Source organism: Antrihabitans stalactiti (assembly GCF_012932915.1).
In the GTDB taxonomy this organism is placed as follows: Bacteria; Actinomycetota; Actinomycetes; order Mycobacteriales; family Mycobacteriaceae; genus Antrihabitans; species Antrihabitans stalactiti.
Map to the genome: position 1 here is coordinate 79,295 of NZ_VCQU01000008.1, position 22,573 is coordinate 101,867.

The 22,573-nt window shown below is 64.1% G+C and carries 22 protein-coding genes; 14 read left to right on the plus strand and 8 right to left on the minus strand.

The features are described 5' to 3' along the window. Positions 1–27 precede the first annotated feature (27 nt). The 3 genes from FGL95_RS21885 to FGL95_RS21895 are packed head-to-tail and all read right to left on the minus strand — an operon-like array spanning position 28 to position 2,646. A complete protein-coding gene (locus tag FGL95_RS21885) occupies positions 28–1,515 on the minus strand; it encodes a PH domain-containing protein (protein WP_169590718.1) in 1,488 nt (495 codons plus the stop codon). Beyond that, positions 1,512–2,015 (minus strand): PH domain-containing protein, encoded by a 504-nt coding sequence (locus FGL95_RS21890; protein WP_169590720.1) that lies wholly within the window; start codon positions 2,013–2,015, stop codon positions 1,512–1,514. The genes FGL95_RS21885 and FGL95_RS21890 overlap by 4 nt, the downstream gene beginning before the upstream one ends. 19 nt (positions 2,016–2,034) lie before the next feature. Further along, a complete protein-coding gene (locus FGL95_RS21895; protein WP_169590722.1) occupies positions 2,035–2,646 on the minus strand; it encodes a TetR/AcrR family transcriptional regulator in 612 nt (203 codons plus the stop codon). An 86-nt stretch (positions 2,647–2,732) separates the two neighbouring features. Here FGL95_RS21895 and FGL95_RS21900 point away from each other — a divergent pair, with 86 nt between their 5' ends. Next, entirely contained in the window at positions 2,733–3,650 is a 918-nt protein-coding gene (locus FGL95_RS21900; RefSeq protein ID WP_169590724.1) for an oxygenase MpaB family protein, read from the plus strand. Between the two features lie 3 nt (positions 3,651–3,653). Here the strand turns inward: FGL95_RS21900 and ligD are convergent, their stop codons facing one another. Next, positions 3,654–4,619 (minus strand): non-homologous end-joining DNA ligase, encoded by a 966-nt coding sequence (ligD, locus tag FGL95_RS21905; protein WP_169590725.1) that lies wholly within the window; start codon positions 4,617–4,619, stop codon positions 3,654–3,656. A gap of 64 nt (positions 4,620–4,683) precedes the next feature. On the opposite strand from ligD, the gene FGL95_RS21910 reads away from it, so the two are divergent. Genes FGL95_RS21910 through dapC form a run of 4 tightly spaced genes read left to right on the plus strand, consistent with a single transcriptional unit; the run spans position 4,684 to position 9,505 of the window. Beyond that, positions 4,684–7,233: a bifunctional FO biosynthesis protein CofGH gene (locus tag FGL95_RS21910; protein ID WP_338079973.1), complete on the plus strand. Its 2,550-nt coding sequence runs from the start codon at positions 4,684–4,686 to the stop codon at positions 7,231–7,233. Continuing rightward, positions 7,230–8,042 (plus strand): hypothetical protein, encoded by an 813-nt coding sequence (locus FGL95_RS21915; protein ID WP_240963221.1) that lies wholly within the window; start codon positions 7,230–7,232, stop codon positions 8,040–8,042. The genes FGL95_RS21910 and FGL95_RS21915 overlap by 4 nt, the downstream gene beginning before the upstream one ends. 38 nt (positions 8,043–8,080) lie before the next feature. Further along, positions 8,081–8,404 (plus strand): ferredoxin, encoded by a 324-nt coding sequence (fdxA, locus tag FGL95_RS21920; RefSeq protein WP_169590729.1) that lies wholly within the window; start codon positions 8,081–8,083, stop codon positions 8,402–8,404. Next, a complete protein-coding gene (gene dapC / locus FGL95_RS21925; protein ID WP_169590730.1) occupies positions 8,405–9,505 on the plus strand; it encodes a succinyldiaminopimelate transaminase in 1,101 nt (366 codons plus the stop codon). It begins immediately after the preceding gene. Here the strand turns inward: dapC and FGL95_RS21930 are convergent. Continuing rightward, positions 9,502–10,701 (minus strand): fatty acid desaturase, encoded by a 1,200-nt coding sequence (locus tag FGL95_RS21930; protein ID WP_169590732.1) that lies wholly within the window; start codon positions 10,699–10,701, stop codon positions 9,502–9,504. The genes dapC and FGL95_RS21930 overlap by 4 nt on opposite strands. A gap of 125 nt (positions 10,702–10,826) precedes the next feature. Here FGL95_RS21930 and FGL95_RS21935 point away from each other — a divergent pair, with 125 nt between their 5' ends. Continuing rightward, on the plus strand, positions 10,827–12,335 hold the full coding sequence (locus FGL95_RS21935; RefSeq protein WP_169590734.1) for an ATP-dependent DNA ligase: 1,509 nt from the start codon (positions 10,827–10,829) through the stop codon (positions 12,333–12,335). Here the strand turns inward: FGL95_RS21935 and FGL95_RS21940 are convergent. Beyond that, positions 12,321–12,719: a type II toxin-antitoxin system VapC family toxin gene (locus FGL95_RS21940; protein ID WP_169590735.1), complete on the minus strand. Its 399-nt coding sequence runs from the start codon at positions 12,717–12,719 to the stop codon at positions 12,321–12,323. The genes FGL95_RS21935 and FGL95_RS21940 overlap by 15 nt on opposite strands. Beyond that, positions 12,716–12,961, minus strand: a complete 246-nt coding sequence (locus FGL95_RS21945) for a type II toxin-antitoxin system VapB family antitoxin (protein WP_206072182.1) — start codon at positions 12,959–12,961, stop codon at positions 12,716–12,718. Before FGL95_RS21945 ends, FGL95_RS21940 begins: the two co-directional genes overlap by 4 nt. A gap of 75 nt (positions 12,962–13,036) precedes the next feature. Between FGL95_RS21945 and pruA the strand changes: the two genes are divergently transcribed. From pruA to FGL95_RS21970, 5 genes are read left to right on the plus strand one after another with little or no spacing between them, the layout of a single operon-like run. Beyond that, positions 13,037–14,674: an L-glutamate gamma-semialdehyde dehydrogenase gene (pruA, locus tag FGL95_RS21950; RefSeq protein WP_169590737.1), complete on the plus strand. Its 1,638-nt coding sequence runs from the start codon at positions 13,037–13,039 to the stop codon at positions 14,672–14,674. Beyond that, positions 14,671–15,630 (plus strand): proline dehydrogenase family protein, encoded by a 960-nt coding sequence (locus tag FGL95_RS21955; RefSeq protein WP_169590739.1) that lies wholly within the window; start codon positions 14,671–14,673, stop codon positions 15,628–15,630. The genes pruA and FGL95_RS21955 overlap by 4 nt, the downstream gene beginning before the upstream one ends. A 1-nt stretch (position 15,631) precedes the next feature. Further along, positions 15,632–17,035, plus strand: coding sequence for an AMP-binding protein (locus FGL95_RS21960; protein ID WP_169591171.1), 1,404 nt, complete (start codon positions 15,632–15,634; stop codon positions 17,033–17,035). 9 nt (positions 17,036–17,044) lie between these two features. Next, on the plus strand, positions 17,045–17,473 hold the full coding sequence (locus FGL95_RS21965) for a PPOX class F420-dependent oxidoreductase (RefSeq protein ID WP_169590741.1): 429 nt from the start codon (positions 17,045–17,047) through the stop codon (positions 17,471–17,473). A gap of 34 nt (positions 17,474–17,507) precedes the next feature. Then, complete coding sequence (locus FGL95_RS21970; protein ID WP_169590743.1) at positions 17,508–17,873, plus strand: PPOX class F420-dependent oxidoreductase; 366 nt, start codon at positions 17,508–17,510, stop codon at positions 17,871–17,873. On the opposite strand, the gene FGL95_RS21975 is transcribed toward FGL95_RS21970, so the two are convergent. After that, positions 17,870–18,673 (minus strand): enoyl-CoA hydratase, encoded by an 804-nt coding sequence (locus tag FGL95_RS21975; protein ID WP_169590745.1) that lies wholly within the window; start codon positions 18,671–18,673, stop codon positions 17,870–17,872. The genes FGL95_RS21970 and FGL95_RS21975 overlap by 4 nt on opposite strands. A 34-nt stretch (positions 18,674–18,707) precedes the next feature. Here FGL95_RS21975 and FGL95_RS21980 point away from each other — a divergent pair, with 34 nt between their 5' ends. The 3 genes from FGL95_RS21980 to FGL95_RS21990 all read left to right on the plus strand — a co-directional run bounded on the left by FGL95_RS21980 (position 18,708) and on the right by FGL95_RS21990 (position 22,531). Then, the gene (locus FGL95_RS21980; protein ID WP_169590747.1) at positions 18,708–19,199 is read left to right on the plus strand and encodes a nuclear transport factor 2 family protein; all 492 of its coding nucleotides are present in this window, start codon (positions 18,708–18,710) and stop codon (positions 19,197–19,199) included. 67 nt (positions 19,200–19,266) lie between these two features. Then, a complete protein-coding gene (locus FGL95_RS21985; RefSeq protein ID WP_169590749.1) occupies positions 19,267–21,300 on the plus strand; it encodes a glycoside hydrolase family 15 protein in 2,034 nt (677 codons plus the stop codon). Between the two features lie 265 nt (positions 21,301–21,565). Then, positions 21,566–22,531 (plus strand): hypothetical protein, encoded by a 966-nt coding sequence (locus FGL95_RS21990; RefSeq protein ID WP_169590752.1) that lies wholly within the window; start codon positions 21,566–21,568, stop codon positions 22,529–22,531. Positions 22,532–22,573: the final 42 nt, after the last annotated feature.

The window sequence follows — 22,573 nt, forward strand, 5'->3', positions numbered from 1 at the left end:
CGAGTCTCGAAGAATGAGAGACACGGCCTAATCGGGCGTGGCGGTGTGCACCCAGATGTCGCCGGATCCGGGCCGAACTGCTTCGATCAGCGACCAGGCCTGCTCGATCGGCAAGTCGATCACGTCGTAATGACGTTTGCCTGCAGGGGTGGCCGCCACGACAGTCGCCACACCTGCGCGTCTCTGAAAGAAGGTCTGTCGCACCGTCCAACCGATGATCCCGGCACTTTGCAGGCAGTCGCGGTCACGGTCCAATGAGCCGCTCTGGGTGATCAGCCAGCCGGGCATGACCGCATGGCCCAAGCCTCGGTAGCGATCGATCGCCAGCCCGACCAGCGCGACTGCGATAACGCCCAACGCCAGCCAGTACTGCCACAGCACGACGTCGACAACCTCCGCAACGACCAGCACCACCACCCCGATCGCGACCGGAATCAGCGCGCGGGTAAACCGTCGCCGCAGGGCCGCAGGACCGTGTGACACGAGCGGCACGCTCGCCTGCGCGGTATCGCCCGTCAGGTGCGCCATAACCCGGCGGGCCTGAGTTGCTGGTGCTTGCGGCAGGACGAGCGACGATTCCCGCTTAGCCGCACTGACGCCGGTCATGATGCCGTCCAGTTTTGCCCCACCGACCAGCCGGAGCAGCAGCGGTTCTTTCAAGGTCGACCCACGTAGGCGGGCGCGGTCCAACGACGTCGAACGGGTCTTGAGCAGGCCGTGGCTTATATGCAGGACGCGAGTGTCGTCGACCACGGTCAAGTTCGCGTAGGCGAGCAGGTAGCGGACGCAGGCCAGGGCGCTGGCCACCACGATGAGCACCACGAAGGCGACGCCCACGACGGCGAGCAGGCCGAACTGCGCGGCATCGTCGATGCCGTTCGACACGGTGTCCGACTTCTCGATTCGACCGACCAAGCCGTATTGGAACGCAAGGCCGATCGGGGCGAGGACCATGAGCAGCCCGGTAGACGAGAACGGCGCATAACGAACCCAACTTGGCGAGAACTCCGCGATCTCGTACGCGGGCAGCGCAGCCGCGGGCTCGCCGGAGTTGTCGGTGACCGGCGCCTTCGCCAACAGGTCCGCCCGCAGCGCCGGCACCAGCTTCGCGTCGAGCGCATTGAGCAGAAACTTCTCGTCGCCGACGCCGCCTTGCGTGCCGGTCCCGATCTTCACGACCGACAGGCCGAGCACGCGGTGCATCAGGTTGGCCTCGACATCGACCGATCGAATCCGACTGCGCGGGACGGACAGCAGCTTCTTCTGGAACAAGCCGGTCCGCAGCTCGATGTTGACGGGGCCTATGCGATAGAAGGTCGTGAACCAGCGAAGCAGAGCGAGCACGAGAATCACCGCGACCGTGATCAGACCCCACGTGTGGTTGCCGCTCTGTGCGCCGAGCACGAACGAAACCAGTAGCACCGGAAGGAATTTGGCGCCCTCGGTGACGGGGTGGACGAGCAGCATGCGCTTGTCCAGCCGAAGCCAGGGCTGTGCCTCGTCGAGCTCGGTCATGTGGCGTCCCCGGTATGCAGGGCTGCGATCTCGGTCAGCTGCGCGACCGTGCGGTCCGCGACTTCTTGATCGAGTGCACTGATCCGGACCGCACCGGCCGACGACGCCGTCGTCACCGTGATGGTCGCGAGTCCGAGCATCCGCTCGATCGGGCCACGTTCGGTATCGACGGTCTGCACGCGTGAAATGGGCGCGATTCGGCGCTCTTGATTCAACCAGCCCGTCTTTGTGTAGACCGCGGTATCGCTGACCTCCCACCGATGCACGGCGAAGCGCCAAATGGGGACTCCGACAATATGAGCGCCTGCAAGGATGACCGTGGCGGCGAGCACGAGAACGTGCGGCCACGACGTTGCGTTGCCGTCGAGTACTGCCCACACGATCTGGGCGACAACGGGGATGATCCACAGCAATGCAGCGTTGATTGCCCAGAGCTTCTTGGCCTTGTCGCTGGGTCGCCACGCGGGGTCGGCGATCGTCACAGGTGGGTTCGGGGGCATGACGCCATGGTCCCAGACGTCAGAAAAGTCCTGCCACGGCGAATCCGAGAGCAGCGTGCAGTCGCTCGCGGGATATGTCGGTCGCCCCGGTGATGTAGTCCACCAACACCGATCGCAGCATCGAAATGAAGACGAACATCGCAGCGTCGACGTCGACCCGCGCGCGGTGTTCGGTGGGGTTCATTGCGAAGTAGTGGCGACCGATGTCGTTGGCGCGCACGATAACCGGTGACGCCATACCGATGACGTCGATGTGCGGTGCCTCCAGGAGCAGGGGCCGGAGAATCGGACGCCTCGATTCGGCGACATCGAACGTGGTCGACAGCACCGCATCACCCATCGCCCAGATGTCGCCGCCGAGTCGCCCGTCGATTGCGGTGCCGATTTCAGCCACCATTTCGTCGGCGATCCGCTGAGCGAGCGCGGTCAAGATTTCGTCTTTGTCGGCGAAGTATTGGTAGACGGACCCCTTGCTGACGCCGGCTTCCGCGGCGATGCGGTTGGTCGAACAGCCGGCGTAACCGTGGGTGGCCAAAACGCGACCTGCGGCTGAAACTATGCGCTCCACGGTTGCGTGCGAGCGCTCCTGGTGTGGTTGTTTGCGCTGGTCCCTGCGTTGATCGCTTGCCATCGTCCGCCCTTCTCGTACGCGACTTGTATGCGTCCGAACCGCGCGTGTTAGCTAACGGTACGCAGCGTCGCGTGAAAGGAAGAATAATGGTCGCATTATCTCAGGTAGCCGGAGAGCCGGTTGAGCGCAAAGCTCGGCCGTCGAGGCGTCCGATCGAACCCGGAACGTTTTTGTGGGACGACGTCGGGCTCATCACCTTCTCCCTGACAGCCGGATCGGCGTTTCTGTTGCAGACGATGCACCCGGCGATCGGCACCGTCGTCGGCGAGCATTCGGTCTATCGCACAGACGGGATCGGCAGGGCGCTTCGAAGCATTGCGTCGGTCAACACCTGGATTTACGGCGGCGAAGAGGGCCTTACCGAGGGCGATCGCTTGCGGGTGATGCACAAGTCTCTCAATTCGACAGGTGCGGACGGCACTCGCTACGCAGCCCTGTCCTCCGGGCCGTGGGCGTGGGTGCCGCTGACCGGTCCGTATGCGTATGCCGTAGCCGCCCAATATTTTTCCCGGCGGCCATACTCTGCAGACGAACTCGAGGCGCTCTATCAGGAAGTTGTGCAGCTGATGCGCAACCTGCACGTCGCCGAGAAGGAAATCCCCGCGACCTATGCCGAATACCTCGAGAAGTTCGAAGACATTCTCGACAACACCTTGGTCGCGCACCAGACCGCATACGAATTCCTGGAGACGACGCGGAAGCTGCCGCCGCCGGTGCAGCTGCCGGCCGCGCTGCGTCCGCTGTGGCGAGTGCTCGCATTCGGGCCCGGCAGGCTGCAGCACTTCGTCATCGTCGGGACTACTCCCGAAAAGGCACGCGCAAAGCTCGGCCTCGAATGGACCGCGACCGACGAACGCGCGTTGCGACTGATCGGCTGGGCGATCGGGCGCGCCGTCCCACTGCTGCCCGAGCGAATCCGCTATTTCCCGATCGCCTACCAGGCCCGCAAGACCCATCGGGAACGCTCGAAGCTGCAGCGAATGCTCGCCAATCGCCCGATGTAACTGCTATTCGGCCTTACGGGCGCGCGCAGCCCGTCGCTTGCCTTCGTGCATCGCCGCGACCCGCGCGACAGGGATCGCGCGCCCTTCCTCGATGAGGTCGGCGCTCAGGTGTTGGGGAGCGGGGAGTTGCTCGGCCCACGGGTCGTGGTCGGCGACCAGTTGGGCCGCGTTGCGAATCGTGAAGTCGCGCGGTGACACTCGGTCGAGATCGTCCCACCCCACCGGGAACGAGACCGGTGCGCCTGGCCTGATTCGCGGACTGTAGGCCGCCACGATCGTGGCCCCACCAGCCCGCGTCGAGTCCAGAAAGACTTTGCCGTGCCGGTTCTCTTTGACGAACTCGGTGGTCGCGAGGACCGGATCGATGCGTTCGGCCCTAGCCGCGATCGCGCGAGTGACCGCCGCGGCCTCCTCGATCGTCGCCTTGTCGTCGATCGGCACGATGACGTGGACACCCTTCGCGCCGCTCGTCTTCACCGCGCCTTTCAAGTCCAGCTCGGTCAGCGCCTCGCGAATGAGGTGCGCGGCCTTGACCGCGAGCGAGAACGCCGAGCTTCCTTCCGGCGGATCGAGATCGAGCACGAGATGGGTGACGTGCTCCCGATTCTCGGCTCGCGTCAACGAGACGTGGTACTCGACCGCGCGCTGGTTGGCGAACCACAGCAAAGTACGGCGATCGTTGCAGAGGGCATAGGAGACTTCACGTTTCGACGCCTCGGCCCACACCTTGACCGTCTGCACGAAGTCCGGGGTGTATTTCGGCACGTTCTTCTGCATGAACGGTTCCTGACCGGGGCGGACCCGGATCACCGACAGCGCTCGGTCCTGCAGTCCCGGAAGGATGCGTTCGTTCACGGCATCGAGGTAGTCGACCAGGTCCCGTTTTGTCGCATCTGCGCCGTTGAACAGGGGCTGATCGAGATTGGTCAGATCGACGCCGTCGCGCGTCTCGTCAGGCTTGCTGGCCATGTGATCAAGACTAGGCCAACCCCTCAGGTGGCACGTCCGACGACGGGTGGCGCATGATCGAACGGTGACCTTCCTGCCGGACCCGCATCTTCCCGCCCAGCGAACGCCAGCGCCAGCTGCTTCAGCCATGCGACGGGTGCTCCGCCGAGCTCGCGACGGCGTCACGCTCAATGTCGACGAAGCGGTCGTGCTGCTGCAGGCGCGCGGCGCGGACCTCGACGACCTGTGTTCCTCGGCCTCCCGGGTTCGCGATGCCGGTCTCGATGCGGCTGGGCGACCGAAGCAGGTCACCTACTCGCGCAAGGTCTTCATCCCGCTCACCCGGTTGTGCCGCGACAAATGCCACTACTGCACCTTCGTGACGGTGCCCGGCAAGTTGCGCGCCGAGGGCAAGGGGATGTACCTCGACCCGGACGAAGTCATCGACATCGCTCGACGCGGAGCCGAACTGGGCTGCAAGGAAGCGTTGTTCACCCTCGGCGACCGGCCTGAAGAACGGTGGCCCGAGGCGAAGGAGTGGCTCGACTCGCGCGGTTACGATTCCACACTCGATTACGTGCGCGCTATGTCGATTCGCGTGCTCGAGGAGACGGGCCTGCTGCCGCACCTGAATCCAGGAGTGCTGAGCTGGGAAGAGATTTCGCGGCTCAAGCCGGTCGCGCCGTCGATGGGCATGATGCTCGAAACGACGTCGACGCGGCTGTTCACCGAAAAAGGTCAGTGCCACTACGGAAGTCCCGACAAGGACCCAGCAGTGCGGCTTCGCACGATCACCGACGCCGGGCGGCTCAGCGTGCCGTTCACGACCGGCATCCTCGTGGGCATCGGCGAGACGATCACCGATCGCGCTGAGTCGATCATGGCGATCCGTAAGTCGCACAAAGCATTCGGTCACATTCAGGAAGTGATCATCCAGAACTTCCTGGCCAAGGACGACACCGCCATGCGGGCAACGCCGGACGCGGGGCTGGAAGAATTTCTCGCGACCATCGCCGTTGCGCGATTGCTGCTCGGTCCGGACATGCGGATTCAGGCGCCGCCGAACCTGGTGTCGCACACCGAATGCCTGGCCCTCATCGGTGCCGGCGTCGACGACTGGGGTGGCGTGTCGCCACTCACGCCCGACCACGTGAACCCGGAGCGGCCGTGGCCGAACCTCGACACCCTTGCCGAACTCACCGCGCAGGCGGGCTACCAGCTCACCGAACGCACTGCGGCACAACCGAAATACGTCCTCGCTGGGCAGCCCTGGATCGACCCGCGGATCACCGCACACGTCCATGCCCTCGCCGATCCGGTGACCGGCCTTGCCCGCCTCGACACGAAACCCGTTGGGCTGCCGTGGCAGGAGCCGGACGAGTCGTGGGAATCGGCAGGCCGTACGGACCTGAACAGCGCCATCGACACCGACGGCCGGAACACCGAAACACGCAGCGACCTCGGTAGTGCTTTCGGCGACTGGGAAACCGTTCGCGAGCAAGTACTTTCGCTATCCGCGCCCGAGCGGGTCGACACCGACCTGGTAGCCGCGTTGCGGTCGGCGGAACGCGATCCGGCAGGGTGCTCGGACGAGGACTACCTCGCGCTGGCGACAGCGGACGGTCCGGGCCTGGAAGCCGTTGTCGCGCTCGCGGACCAGCTGCGTCGCGACGTGGTGGGGGACGCGGTGACCTACGTCGTCAACCGCAACATCAACTTCACCAACATTTGCTACACCGGCTGCCGGTTCTGCGCATTCGCCCAGCGTAAGGGCGATGCGGACGCGTTCACGCTGTCCACCGACGAGGTCGCGCAGCGAGCATGGGAGGCGCATGTCGAAGGCGCGACCGAAGTCTGCATGCAGGGCGGTATCGACCCCGAACTGCCGGTGACCGGCTACGCCGACCTGGTCCGCGCGGTGAAGGAACGTGTGCCGACGATGCACGTGCACGCCTTCAGTCCGATGGAGATCGTCAACGGCGCATCGCGCGGTGGGCAAAGCGTGCGCGACTGGCTCGTCGCGTTGCGGGAAGCCGGTTTGGGCACCATTCCGGGGACTGCGGCCGAAATTCTCGACGACGAGGTCCGCTGGGTGTTGACGAAGGGCAAGCTGCCGACCGCAACGTGGATCGATGTCGTGACCACCGCGCACGAAGTGGGTCTGCGGTCGAGTTCGACGATGATGTACGGCCACGTCGACAGTCCGCGCCATTGGGTTGGCCACTTGCGTGTGCTGAGCGGAATCCAGGACCGCACAGGCGGTTTCACCGAGTTCGTTCCACTGCCGTTCGTGCATCAGAGTTCGCCGCTGTATCTGGCCGGTGCTGCTCGACCAGGTCCGACCAATCGTGACAATCGGGCCGTGCACGCGCTCGCGCGAATTATGCTGCACGGCAGGATCCACAACATCCAGACCAGCTGGGTGAAGCTCGGCGTCACTGGCAGCCAGGTGATGCTCAACGGCGGTGCGAACGACCTTGGGGGGACTTTGATGGAAGAGACGATCTCGCGAATGGCAGGGTCCCAGCACGGCTCGGCGAAGTCGGTTGCGGAACTGCGCGCGATTGCCGAGGGCATCGGGCGCCCTGCTCGCGAACGCACGACGGTCTACGCAGACGCGGCGCGCGTCGCATGACCGACTCGGTAATCACCGACAAGAACGTCGCCAGTGCGCTCGGCCGTGCCGTCTGGGTGATCAACCCGGTGCTCGACGTGCTGTCTCGAGTCGACCCGTTGGGACTCAAGGATCGGACGAAGGACGACCACCAGTCGTCCGATTCGGTGGTCGACCGCGCACTCGACGCGCTGGCATGGGTGCTGAACACAGCCGACGTTCCTGGGACCAAGGCGTGGGACGAGATGGACCTGGATCACCGGGCCAGGTGGTGGGTGCGACGAGTCGGGGCGCTGAACAATCTGGTAGTCGCCTATCCGGGGGTCTTCGGTGCGCTGGTCCAGCGTCTGCCGCTGCAGGATGCGTTGGGGTTCGGCAATCAGGCGATCGTGCTGGTAGCAGTGGCTCGTGAACACGGCGTCCTCGACCAGGACGAGCAGGTTCGAATGCTCGCCGACGTGCTGACTCATCGGACGATCCCCGGCAAGCTCGCCGGATCAGCGGCGGATGCAGCACAGCAGGAAGGCGCCGAAGACGACAAGCACAGCTGGACGCCTTTCGCGCTGGCCAAGGCGCTCTGGCGGATTGCTCGAATTCTTCGCGCTATCGACTCCGAGCTGGATAGACGTCCGCAACCCGCGAAGCTGTTCCGCTACGTAGGCATGCTGCCGGTAGTCGGCGTCGTTGCCGACTATTTCGGTGAATTCGGAGCTCTTTCGCGGGCTGCAAAGGCTGGTCGAACCTGGATCGAGTCCAATGTAGGGCAGCCGGTGGCAACTACCCCAGGTTCGATCGGGATACTGTTCTCTAGCGGAATTCCGCTTGCGTGAGGGCAGTGTGTGATTGTCGGAGAACAAGGAGAACAGCAGTGACGTACATCATCGCTGAGCCGTGCGTAGACGTCTTGGACAAGGCTTGCATCGAAGAGTGCCCTGTCGACTGCATCTACGAGGGCGGCCGCATGCTGTACATCCACCCGGATGAGTGCGTGGACTGCGGTGCTTGCGAACCGGTGTGCCCCGTCGAAGCGATTTTCTACGAGGACGACACACCCGACCAGTGGAACGGCTACATCAGCGCGAACGTCGACTTCTTCGACGATCTCGGGTCGCCCGGTGGTGCCGCGAAGCTCGGCAAAGTCGCTTACGACCCGCCGTTCATCAAGGCGCTGCCTCCTATGGGCGAGGAATAGTTGGCTCGCATTTCGGTGGCTTCAGGGCTGCCCGATTTCCCGTGGGACACGATTGCGGTCGCCAAGGCGCGTGCCCAATCGCATCCGGACGGCATAGTCGATCTTTCGGTCGGCACTCCTGTAGATCCGGTCGACCCGCTGATTCGTGACGCGCTCGCTGCGCGGTCCGATGTGTCCGGCTATCCGACGACGCACGGCACCACTGACCTGCGCGAGGCGGTCGTGGCGGCGCTGAAGCGGCGCTACGGAATAACAGGCGTCGACCCGGCTGCGGTGCTGCCCGCAATCGGCACCAAAGAGTTGATCGCCTGGCTGCCGACGCTGTTGGGCTTGGGCTCCGGCGACGTCGTCGTCATTCCTGAGCTGGCCTACCCGACCTACGAGGTCGGCGCGCTGCTCGCGGGGGCGACGGTCGCGCGGGCGGACGGCCTGACCCAGCTCGGGCCTGCGACGCCGGCTCTGATCTACGTGAACTCACCGTCGAATCCGACTGGCCGCGTGCTCGGCGTCGATCATCTGCGCAAGGTCGTCGAATTTGCCCGCGAGCGCGGCGTCATCGTTGCCTCCGACGAGTGCTATCTCGGCCTGGTGTGGGATGGGGAAGCGCCGTCGATTCTCGATGATCGGGTGTGCGGCGGCGACCACACAGGTCTGCTTGCCATCCACTCGCTGTCGAAGTCGTCCAATCTCGCGAGCTACCGAGCCGGCTTCGTCACGGGCGACCCTGCTCTGGTCGGCGAGCTGCTCGCGGTCCGTAAGCATGCTGGCATGATCGTGCCGCTGCCGGTTCAGGACGCGATGACGGCAGCGCTCGGTGACGACGCGCACGAGGGCGTCCAACGGGAGAGCTACCGTGAACGTCGATCGGTGTTGCTGGATGCGTTGCGCGGCGCGGGATTCACCGTCGATCACTCGGAGGCGGGTCTCTACCTGTGGACCACCCGCGGGGAAGCCTGCCGCGACACCGTCGATTGGTTCGCAGATCGCGGCATTCTCGTCGCGCCCGGTGATTTCTACGGTCCGCGCGGTGGGCAGCATGTGCGGATCGCGCTCACGGCGCCGGACGAGCGGATCGCGGCAGCCCGCGTTCGGTTGCGCTAGCGTTTGCGTTCGGCGCGCGCCGTTCGCAGGCCGCGTCGCTTACCGCCGCCGGAGTTCGGGGCAGGCGATTTACCGCGAAACATCAGTTCCGACGCCGTCTCGGGTGCATCGTCGACGGTGTCGCGGAGGAATCGGTCCGGCAGTGCGAGCTTGTGAATCGTGCGCAGCGTCAGCAGATATTGGTGGGCGAGCGAGCCGGTCGTGTACGGCAGGTCGTACTTGTCGCAGAGTGCCCGCACCCGGACCGCAATCTGCGCGTATCGACGACTCGGCAGGTCCGGGAACAGGTGATGCTCGATCTGATGGCACAGGTTGCCGCTCATGAACGCCATCGTCGGGCCGGCGTCGAAGTTGGCGGTGCCGAGCATCTGGCGCAGGTACCACTCGCCACGCGTCTCATCATCCAGTTCGGTGAGCGTGAACTTCTCGGCGCCGTCGGGAAAGTGCCCACAGAAGATGACGACGTAGGCCCATAGGTTTCGCGCCAGGTTGGCGGTCGCATTTGCGGTGAGGGTGCGCAGCCAGCGCTTGCCGCTGAACGCAGGGAACAAGAGATAGTCCTTGCCGAGCTGGCGGCCGATCTTGCGGATGAACGCCTTGGTCTGAGCTGCCTTGCCCACTGGGGTGCCCGCGCGCTCCTGCTCGGAGTACAGGTCGTGCAGTGCGATTCCCCACTCGAATGTGGCTGCTAGCAAAAGGTTTTGGAGTGGTTGCAAGAGGAACCGCGGTTGCCACTCTTGATCGCGGGTGATGCGCATGACGCCGAAACCGAGGTCCTCGTCCATCCCGACGACATTGGTGAAGACGTGATGGCGGTAGTTGTGCGAGTACTTCCACTGCGACGAGAGTCCGGCCATATCCCACTCCCACGTATTGGAGTGGACTTCCGGATCGTTCATCCAATTCCACTGACCGTGCGAAATGTTGTGACCGAGTTCCATGTTCTCGATGCTCTTCGCCGCGGCGAGGGCCGCGGTACCTAGCAGCCAGCCGCCGCGCTTCTTGGAGAAGAAGATCGTCAAGCGAGCGGCCGCGTCGAGAATTCGCTGGAATGCGATTGCTCGGTAGATGTAGTCGGCATCCCCTTGACCGAGTGAGTCTTCGACGTCGCGTCGGATCTGATCGAGCTCGTGGCCGAGTGTTTCGACATCGGCGTCTGTCAGATGGGCGTACTCGCCCAACTCCGTGATTGCCACCGCTGTCCTCCGCCGATCCAATAATTCCTGATGGCTCGTAGATGCCACGAGGACTGGATGGCAGAAACCGAGATGACTCGATCGTACGCCGCGGGAGTGTCGGTGGCGTGAACGACAATGGGCCGATGAACTTCGCTGAGCTGGTCGCCGCGTCCGCCGAGGTCGGCAGCACTCGATCGCGAAAGGCCAAGACAGAGACGTTGGCGTCGGTGTTGCAGCGCCTGGAACCCGACGAGATCGAGCCTGCCGTCGCATGGCTCGCGGGTGAATTGCGCCAAGGCCGGATCGGCACCGGCTGGCGCACATTGATGGGTGCCGAGGGGGTTCCCGCATCAGAGCCGACGCTGACCGTGGCTGCGGTGGAGGCAGTTTTCGAGGAGCTTGCCGGTCTTTCCGGCGCGGGCTCGGTCCTGCGTCGGCGGGAATTGCTCGACGGCTTGTTCGCGCTCGCCACAGCTGACGAGCGCGCATTCGTGATCCGGCTGCTGACCGGTGATCTACGGCAAGGAGCGCTGCTCGGTGTGATGACGGAGGCCGTTGCCGCTGCCGCGGGGCTGCCGATCGAGCCTGTCCGGCGGGCGTACATGCTTTCGGGTGTCTTGCCGACGACGGCAGCCGCAGCTCTTCGCGGGGGCCTGGCGGAGTTGGCAGAATTCCGGCTCGAGGTAGGTCGGGCGGTCCAACCGATGCTGGCGTCACCCGCCGAGAGTCTGGCGGATGCGTTGGCGGAACTCGGTGGGGATGTCAGCGTCGAGTTCAAACTCGACGGCGCGCGAATTCAGGTCCACCGCAACGGCGACGAGGTCCGCATCTTCACGCGTTCGCTGCGCGAGATCACTTCGACTGTGCCGGAATTGGTTTCGCTCGTCCGGTCATTGCCGTGCAGCAGCGTCGTGTTGGACGGCGAAACGCTCGCACTCACCGACGCGGGTAGGCCGCGTCCATTTCAGGAGACGATGAGCCGATTCGGCGCCGACGAAGGCGACTCGATACTGCTGCCGTACTTCTTCGACTGTCTGCACCTCGACGGCAAGGACCTGTTGGACGAGCCTCTCGAGGTTCGACTCGAGGCGCTGAAGGTCGCTGCGCCGGACAACCGCATCCCGTCCGTGCAACGCCCGTCACCGGAGGAAGCTGCCGGCCAGCTCGATGCGGCAATGAGTGGCGGCCATGAAGGTGTGATGGTGAAGGCCCTGGACGGTCCGTATGCGGCTGGCAGGCGCGGCAAGTCGTGGCAGAAGGTCAAACCGGTCCACACCATCGACCTCGTCGTCCTCGGCGCCGAGTGGGGTTATGGCCGCCGGACCGGCTATCTATCGAACCTGCACCTGGGCGCGCGCGACCCGAACGGTGGCGAACCGATCATGGTCGGCAAGACGTTCAAGGGCATGACCGACAAGTTGCTTGCCTGGCAGACCGAGGAGTTCCCGAAATACGAGCGCAGCCGCGACGATCACACGGTCTATCTGCGGCCGGAGATCGTCGTCGAAATCGAGCTGGACGGCGTGCAGACGAGTCGGCGCTATCCGGGGGGAGTGGCGTTGCGATTTGCGCGGGTGCTCAGGTATCGGCCCGACAAGGACGCTGGGCAAGCCGACACCATCGACACGTTGCGGGCGTTACTCGTGCGGTAGGGCCGATCGAACATCGGTGTGTGAGAAGCCGTTTCCCTTGAACAGAAGGGGCATGTCGAAATCCTTCGCGAGTGCGTAGGCGAAGCAGTCGCCGAAGTTGAGTCGCGCGGGGTGCCCGGAGCCGCGACCGAAGTCGCGGTACGCCTCGCGAGCGATGCGAGCCTGCACGGCCGTCACTGGCTCTATCACCAAGCCCATGACCGCGATGAGCTCGTCGAGTTGGCGACTTCGAGTCGCATCCTTTGCCGAGTCGACAACTATTGCGACTTCGACCCAAGTCGCGGCAGACAAATGGCAGCGAGCGCCGAGGATCGTGCTCGAAAATCGGTCGCGTTCGGGCTCGCTCCTGACGATTGCGACGATTGCGGACGTGTCGACAATCATCGCGGCAATCCCGTGTGCTCGTCATAGAGATCGTCAGTTGCATTGGGTGGAATCTTGTGAGCCAAGTCCTTCATTTCGTCCAGCAACACCTCGATTCGTTGACGACGTTCGTCCGCGAAAGCGATGTCGAGGCGTGTCCGCAGCGCGTCGGCTACGGCTTCGGTCAGGGATTGACCCGTAGCGTCGGCAAGCCGACGGGCCAGCTCGTAGACCTCTGGATTCTTGATGTTCAGGGTAGGCAACTGTCCTCCTAGGTAGAATGCCTAGGAGTAATGGTAGACCTGGCAAGGCCGTCGGTCATGGCGTTAATCTGGACTATGGACGCAATTACGACGGTTCCATTGCCCTCGAACGAGCCCGTCCACTCCTATGCGCCAGGCTCGCCCGAACGGGCGCTCTTGCAGGCCAAGTTGACAGAACTCGCCAAGGACCCGGTCGATATCCCGCACGTCATCGGCGGCGAGCATCGTCCCGGATCCGGCGAACGAACGAATGTCGTTGCACCTCATCGGCATAGCATCGTGCTCGGCACTATCGCTCATGCGACGCACGAGGATGCCACCGCTGCTGCGGACGCCGCGATCGCAGCGGCGCCGGCATGGCGCGCAATGTCGTTCGACGACCGAGCCGCCGTCATCCTGCGTGCCGCGGACCTCCTTGCCGGGCCGTGGCGTGAGACGATCGCGGCCGCGACGATGCTCGGGCAGTCGAAGAGCGTGCAACAAGCCGAGATCGACGCGCCGTGCGAACTCGTGGACTTCTGGCGATTCAACGTGGCGTTCGCGCGCGACATTCTTGCGCAGCAACCGGTCTCGTCGGCAGGCGTGTGGAACCGGCTCGAATATCGCCCGTTGGAAGGTTTCGTCTACGCGATCACACCGTTCAACTTCACCGCGATCGCAGGCAACCTGCCGACCGCGCCGGCGCTGATGGGCAACACGGTCGTCTGGAAGCCGTCTCCGACGCAGTCGGTTTCGGCGTACTGGACGATGAAGCTGCTGGAAGCGGCGGGGCTACCGCCCGGCGTGATCAACCTGGTGACCGGCGACGGTGCGGCGTTGTCGGAGGTACTGCTCACCGATCCTCGCTTGGCGGGTATCCATTTCACGGGGTCTACGAAGACCTTTCAGTATCTCTGGCGCGAAGTCGGCGCCAATATCGCGAACTACCACGGCTATCCGCGCCTCGTCGGCGAGACCGGCGGCAAGGACTTCGTCGTCGCACACTCGTCTGCGGACCCGGATGCCCTGCGAACAGCGCTGATTCGTGGTGCGTTCGAATATCAAGGGCAAAAGTGTTCGGCCGCGTCGAGGGCCTACATCCCGCAGTCGCTCTGGCAGCGCATGGGCGACGAGTTCCTCACGGAGGCAGCAGAACTCACCTACGGCGACGTGGCCGATCTGGCCAACTTCGGTGGCGCGCTGATCGATCGGCGAGCGTACGACAAGAACGTCGCGGCGATCGAGCGGGCCCGCGGGGCAGACAACATCGAGATTCCCGTCGGCGGCACCTATGACGACAGCGAGGGGTTCTTCGTTCGACCGACGGTGTTGCTGGCCGCCGACCCTGCCGATGAAGCATTCGCGACCGAGTATTTCGGTCCGATCCTGTCCGTCTACGTCTACGACGATCAACTGCCGGGCTCGTTCGATCTGGTCCTGAGCCAGGTCGAGTCGGCAGCGCCGTATGCGCTGACCGGTGCGGTGATCGCCACGGACCGTGCGGCAGTCGAACGGGCCACCGACACATTGCGATTCGCTGCAGGCAACTTCTACATCAACGACAAGCCGACGGGCGCGGTCGTGGGTCAGCAGCCGTTCGGCGGGGCACGCGCTTCGGGGACCAACGACAAGGCCGGCTCGCCGCTGAACCTGCTGCGCTGGACATCGGCGCGCACGATCAAGGAAACTTTCGTCGCGCCAACCGATTACCGCTACCCACACATGCAGCCATGACTACGTTGTCGAACCCACTCAGGCCTGCGATTCTCGCTGCCGCACGGTCGGCGAGGATGAAGCGGACCATCACGAAGGCGCCCGTCACCAAGCGGATCGTCGAGCGATTCATTGCGGGGGAGGACCGCCCGGCTGTTCTCGCCGTCGCACGTGACCTGCTTGCCGGCGGCGCTGCGGTCAGCATCGACTTTCTTGGCGAGCAGACAACCGACCGTGGGCAGGCGGATGCCATCGTTGCCGAATATGTGGCGTTGCTCGACGACCTCGCCGCGCTGACGCCGCCAGATGCGGATGTGCCGCGGACCGAGGTGTCGATGAAACTCTCGGCGCTGGGGCAGGCGCTGCCCGGCGACGGCGACAAGATCGCTACCGAGAACGCCTGGAAGATCTGTTCGGCGGCTGCCGAACGGGGAATTTGGGTGAGCGTCGACGCGGAAGATCACACGACGACCGATTCGACGCTCGCCGTCGTCACGGCCTTGCGATCCGAATTCCCTTGGCTCGGTGCGGTATTACAGGCCTATCTCCATCGAACGGAAGATGACTGTCGGGCGATGGCAGGCCCTGATTCCCGCGTCCGACTGTGCAAGGGCGCGTATCAGGAGCCACCCGAGGTCGCTTTCCAGCGCAAAGTCGACGTCACCGATTCGTACTTACGATGCCTCGAGATTCTCATGGCCGGCACCGGATATCCGATGGCGGCGTCGCACGATCCGGTGGTCATTGCCGCGACGGATGAGCTTGCCACGCGAAACGGGCGGGCGGCGAACACGTTCGAACATCAGATGCTGTACGGCATCCGGGACTTGGAGCAGAAGCGGCTCGTGGAAGCCGGATCCACGGTGCGGGTGTACGTCCCCTATGGCAGCCAGTGGTATCCCTATTTCATGCGCAGACTTGCCGAGCGGCCGTCGAACCTGACGTTCTTCCTTCGATCCATCGCGACGCGTGGCTGAGGTGCTACTGCGATCTCTGGACCCATTTGCGGTTGCCCGGGGCTACGACATTCCCGACGCGGTCACGATCGGCGACACAGTTCTGTCGCGTAGCGACCTGATCGGCGCCGCAACGTCGGTCGCCGAGCGGATCGCTCGCGCGGACCGGGTTGCAATACTCGCCGAGCCGACGCCCACGACGATCATCGCCATCATCGGGTGCCTCATCGCCGGCGTGACTGTCGTCCCGGTGCCACCCGATTCTGGAACCGACGAGCTTGCCCACATCCTGCGCGACTCGGGAGCGCAGGCCTGGCTCGGTCCGGCCCCGGATGGTACGGACCTGCCGGTGGTGCCGGTCCGGTTGCATGCCCGGTCGTGGCACACCTACCCCGAACCTGACCCGGCCGATATCGCATTCGTGCTCTATACCTCCGGAACAACGGGACCGCCGAAAGGCGTCCTGCTCAGTCGCCGAGCGATTGCGGCGGGGTTGGACGCGTTGGCCGAAGCCTGGGCGTGGACGCGGAAAGATGTTCTGGTGCACGGACTTCCGCTCTTCCACGTTCACGGACTCATCCTCGGCGTACTTGGTCCGCTGCGAGTGGGCAGTCCGCTCGTCCACACCGTGAAGCCGACGCCGCAGGCCTATTCGCAGGCTCGCGGGTCGATGTATTTCGGCGTGCCGACGGTGTGGTCGCGAATCGCCGACGATGTCGACGCTTGTGCGGCACTCCGGCCAGCGCGCGTGTTGGTGTCCGGCAGTGCGCCGCTACCGATTCCGGTGTTCGAGCGCTTGGCGGAACTGACGGGTCATGCGCCTGTCGAGCGGTATGGCATGAGCGAAACGATGATCACGCTGTCTGCGCGGGTCGACGGGGAGCGTCGCGCGGGGTGGGTCGGGTTGCCGGTGACCGGCGTCGAAACCCGGTTGCGCGACGAGGTCGGCAACGACGTGCCGCACGACGGCGAAAGCATCGGCGCGCTGCAGGTGCGCGGACCGATGTTGTTCGACGGCTATCTCGGCCTGCCGGAAGAGACGGCGAAATGCTGGACCGACGACGGGTGGTTCGACACAGGCGACGTCGCGGCTATTGGACCTGATGGCTTCCATCGGATCGTCGGACGCGCTTCGACGGACCTGATCAAGTCCGGCGGTTACCGCGTCGGCGCTGTCGAGGTGGAGACAGCGTTGCTCGGTCATCCCGCGGTGGCCGAGGCCGCGGTCGTCGGCGTCCCCGACGACGACCTCGGGCAGCGCATCGTCGCGTATGTCGTACTTGCGGCGGCGGTGGACGAGCAGGACCTCATCGATCACGTCGCCCGCGTCGCATCTGTTCACAAGCGGCCCCGCGAGGTTCGTGTCGTCACCGAACTGCCGCGCAATGCCATGGGAAAGGTGCAGAAGAAGCGGCTCGGCGGGTAGGTTCGAAACATGGCTGAAGAGCAGTTGGAAGAGTTGTTCGCGAACACCAAGCTCGCCACGCTGGTCACGTTGAAACGTGATGGCAGACCACAGATTTCGAACATCATGTATCGCTACGACTCCGCGGCCAGGCAGTTCAAGATTTCCATCACGGCAGACCGTGCGAAGACGAAGAACATGCAGCGCGACCCGCGAGTCAGCCTGTCCGTCAACGGCAACGGCGGGTGGAACTACGCGGTCGCCGAGGGGCAGGCCGAACTGTCGCCGGTCGCTAGCGACCCACACGACGCGACCGTGGAAGAACTCGTCGAGTACTACCGTGCCGCAAACGGAGAGCACCCGGACTGGGACGAATATCGGCAGGCGATGGTGAACGACCATCGACTCGTCCTCACCGTGCACGTCGAGCGGTTCTACGGGATGGTCCGCGGGTCTTGACCTCGAGTGCCGTCGAGGTTCTAGCGTTGCGTGCATGGATGAACTGACGACCGGCCAACTCGAATACCTGGGCACTCAGCGGCTGGGGCGCCTCGCCACCGTCAGCAAAACGGGCGCGCCGCAGAACAATCCCGTCGGCTTCCGATACAACGCCGAGCTAGGAACAATCGACATCGGCGGTCATCGAATGGGGGAGTCGAAGAAGTTTCGCAACATCGCGACGAACGACAAGGTGGCGTTCGTCGTCGACGACATCGCGTCGGTCCAGCCGTGGCGGGTGCGCATGGTCGAGATCCGCGGCACCGCCGAGGCGCTGACCGACGTGGACCCGCCGATGAAGGGGATGTCGCGCGAGATCATCCGCATCCATCCGCAGCGGGTGATTGCGTTCGGGCTTTAGTCTTTGAAGCTTGGGTTGCGCTTCTCCTTGCGCGCGGCGGTCGCTTCTTCGAAGTTGTTCGTCATCAGGCGCACTAGCAGTTGTCCGAGGCCCTCCTGATTCATGTGCGCTTCCAGCGACCCGGCGTCCAAGCTCGACCAGAGGGTCCGCTTGGTGAGTTCGATGCCCGGGCGCGAGAACTCGGCGATCCGCAACGCGACCTCGTACGCCGCGTCGAGCAGAGAATCGTTTGCGACGCATCGTGATACGAGCCCGATGCGCTCGGCTTCGGCTGCCGAGACGTCGCGGCCGGTCAGCATGATCTCGAATGCGCGAGACGATCCGACGGCGCGGGGGAGCAGGTAGCTGAGTCCGAGTTCGCTTGCGGTCAGTCCGTTGTTGATGCCTGCGGCACGAAAGTAGGCGTCGTCGGCAGCGATACGGATGTCGCTTGCGAGCGCCAGACAGAGGCCACCGCCGATGGCCGCGCCGTTGACTGCGCTGATGACGGGTTGATGCATGCGGCGGATTGTGAGGACGACGTTGTCGAGCAGTTCCATAGCGCGAAGGGCGACAGTCGGTCTGGTCAGTCCGTCGATGTGGGGTGGGCGGCCCGCGGACGTCTGGTCCGCGCCGGAGCAGAACGAGGCGCCTGCGCCGGTGACCACGACCGCGCGGACGTCGTTGTCGTGGCTGATCTCCTCGAGTGTTTCCCGCAGCGGCACCATGACATCGAAGGCCATCGCGTTGCGACGCTCCGGCCGGTTGAGCGTGACAAGTGCAACGCCGGGATGTGGGCGGTCGACCAGGACAAAGTTCACGCCGTCAGTCTAGAACGTGTTCTAGAATTGCGGGATGGGTCGGTTCAGTCGTGAAGAGCTGCAAGGCGCGGTCGACAACTATTCCGCGGTCGTCGGCAGGTGTTCGGCCACGGGCGACTGGTCGCCGTTCGCCGATCTCTTCACCGAAGATGTCCAATACATCGAGCATGCGTATGGCGAGTTCACGGCACGCGAGGACGTCCGGGCCTGGATCGTCGACGTGATGTCACCGTTCCCGCATATGCGACTCGAGCACGACTGGATCGCGTTCGACGACGTCAACGATGCGGTCGTCGTCTGTATTGCCAATATCCTCGATCACCCGACCGAGCCCGGCGTGGAGTTCCGATTCCCCAATATTTCGCGGCTCGTGTACGCGGGCGACGGCCTGTTCTCGTCCCAGGAAGACATCTACAACCCGGCACGCGACGCACCCCGGGTGGTCGGTGAGTGGCTGCGCGCGGGCGGAACGATGTTGTGTGAACCTCGGGTTCAGATGAAGCATGTCTTCACGACGCGTGGTTGAACGTAACTCCTGTTAATAGTCAGCGAATCTCCGGACAGACCAGGTAGCCATCGAGGATGATATTTCGATGGCTACGGCGGCAAGTGAGACGGCGAAAAAACCAGCGCGGCGAAGCGGGGGTGCCACGGCGGAAGTAGAGGTGGAAGCGCCCCTCGAGGTGACGGTCGACGACCGTGGTTCGCTCGGCGCCGGGCTCGCGAAACGCAGTCCGTTTCCGCCGATCGACGAATATGCCTTCCTATCCGATTGCGAGACAACCTGTTTGATCGCACCAAATGGTGCGGTCGAGTGGATGTGTATGCCTCGCCCGGACAGTCCGAGCGTGTTCGGCGCCATCCTCGACCGGAGCGCCGGCCATTTTCGTGTCGGTCCGTACGGTCAGAACGTTCCGTCGCAGCGGGTTTATCGACCCGGCGGTCTGATTGTGGAAACCACCTGGCAAACCGAGACCGGGTGGCTCGTCGTCCACGACGCGCTGATCATGGGCGATTGGCACAACACCGATAAGCGTTCGAAGACACACAAGCGCGCGCCGACCGACTGGGATGCCGAGCACATTCTGCTCCGCACGATCAAATGCGTCAGTGGCACAGTCGAATTGGAAGTCAGCTGCGAGCCGGCGTTCGACTACCACCGCCGCCCGGCCAAGTGGGAGTACACCGGGCAGGTCTACGAAGAGGCAACCGCCACATGCGAAGGCAGCGCCGACTGGTCGCAGCCGACGCTGAAGCTCACCACCAACCTTCGCCTCGGCATCGAAGGTCCGGAAGCGAACGCGCGCACTCGGATGTCCGAAGGTGACGAAGCGTTCGTCGCGCTGTCCTGGTCGCCGCTGCCTGCGCCGAAAACGCAGGAAGAGGCCCTGAAGAAGATGTGGGCGACGTCCGAATGTTGGCGTCAGTGGCTCACCATCGGCAAGTTCCCCGATCACCCGTGGCGTGGATATCTGCAGCAGAGCGCGCTGGCGTTGAAGGGCCTGACCTTCGCCCCGACCGGAGCCCTGATGGCAGCGTCCACCACGTCGTTGCCGGAAACGCCTGGCGGCGTTCGCAACTGGGATTACCGCTATGCGTGGGTTCGCGACTCCACCTTCGCCTTGTGGGGCCTGCATACGCTCGGTCTCGACCGTGAGGCCAACAACTTCTTCCACTTCCTCTCCGATGTCGCCGTAGACCAGAAGACCGGTGAACCGCTCACCCTGCAGGTCATGTACAGCGTCGGAGGGGAAAAGACGCTCACCGAATTCGAGCTGCCGCACCTGTCGGGATACGACGAGGCGCGGCCGGTCCGCATCGGCAACGGTGCCTTCGATCAGCGTCAACACGACGTATGGGGCGCGATGCTCGACTCGGTCTACCTGCACGTCCGCTCGCGTGAGCACGTACCCGAGGCGTTGTGGCCGATCCTGAAGAAGCAGGTCGAAGAGGCGATCGACAACTGGCGACTCCCGGACCGCGGAATCTGGGAAGTCCGCGGCGAGCCGCAGCATTTCGTGTCGTCGAAGGTCTTCTGCTGGGTCGCACTCGACCGCGGCGCGAAGCTCGCAGTCATGCACGGCGAGAAGGAATACGCCGCCAAGTGGAACAAGATCGCCGACGAGATCAAGGCCGACATCCTTGCCCACGGCGTCGACAAGCGCGGCGTGTTCACCCAGCGTTACGGCGCCCCTGCCCTCGACGCCTCGGCCCTGATGATTCCGTTGCTGCGCTTCCTGCCGCCCGGTGACGAACGAGTCAAGGCGACGGTCCTCGCGATCGCCGACGAACTGACCGTCGACGGCCTGGTCCTGCGCTACAAAGTCGAGGAAACCGACGACGGCCTGGTCGGTGAAGAAGGAACCTTCACCATCTGCTCCTTCTGGCTCGTCTCCGCCCTCGTCGAGGTCGGCGAACTGGTCCGCGCCAAGCAACTATGCGAACGCCTCCTCGCCTTCGCCAGTCCGCTGAAGCTCTACGCCGAGGAAATCGACACCCGAACCGGTCGGCATCTGGGCAACTTCCCCCAGGCTTTCACCCACCTCGCCCTCATCAACGCGGTCGTCCACGTCATCCGAGCCGAGCAGGACGTTGAGACTGGGGAATTCCAGCCCGCCCACCAGTAGCCACTGCATGAATGCGCCTTCTCGCGCAGCGTGAATGTCACATTCAGTCGGTCTAACCGGTTGGCTGTGACATTGATGCGGTTTGAGGGCGGATACTTCGGCTATGGGCGGCCACTTCGCCTATTTCGGTCTTCCGCAGCCGCTTCGCTCTTCTAGGCCAACCCATTTCGCATGAATGTCACATTCAGCCGGTCTGACCGGTTCGCTGTGACATTGATGCGATTGCGGGCGGGGAATGTCGGACCCTCGGGCAATACTCGCCGGCATGAAACGGGGGAAATGGGCGGACGATCCAGCGTTGCTGTGGCAGGTCGCCGTGAATGGGGTCATCAAGAGCACGGCATTGCAGGAGTTGGGGGTTGCTGGAAGCACAGTCACTGCGAGGTGTCGCGACGGCGGACAATGGCAGCGGATACTGCCGGGAATTGTACTGCTGCACAACGGAGTTCCATCCCAGTTGCAGCGTTGCACGGCAGCCCTATTGTATGGCGGCGACGGGGCAGTTCTCTCGGGCCACGCGTCGCTCGGCGCTCACGGCTATGCACCGAGCGGTTCGATGAGCGGCGTGCACGTCCTCGTGCCACCCGAACGGCACAGGGCCTCAACCTCATTCGTGACGGTAGAGCGCACATGGCGAATGCCCGATGGCGTCATGCGTGGGAGCCTGCGTTGCGCCCCGATTGCGCGGAGTGTTGTCGATGCCGCGCGACGTGCACGCCACGCCGACCAATGCCGCGCACTGATCGCGAGTGCAGTGCAGCGCGGTGATGTGTCCGTCGACGAACTTGCGATGGAGCTAGCTGACGGACCGCGTCGCTACAGTGCTGGGCCTCGCAGTGTTCTCGCCGAACTCGGCACCAACGCGCACTCGGTGGCAGAGATCGATGCACAGAAGCTCTATGCCAAATCGGGGCTGCCCGCGATGGTGTTCAACAGGGACCTCTTCACATCCGATGGAAGCTTCCTCGCCCGGCCTGACGGGTGGTTAGACGAGGTCGGACTTGCATGGGAGATCGACTCACTCGCGCATCATCTTTCGCCCGCGGACCACGAGGCGACGGTCCTTCGGCGCGCGCTGTTACGCAGGCACGGCGTCGTGGTGGTCGAGCATTTGCCGAGAACAATCCTCGGGGCGCCCGCAATGGTATTGGCCGACTTGCGATCCGATTACGAACTTGCTCGAAGTCGGCCGCGACCCAAGCTATACCTACGCGACGCGCTTGCCGCATGAATGCCGCATTCAACCGGTTAGATCGATTGGATGTGACATTGA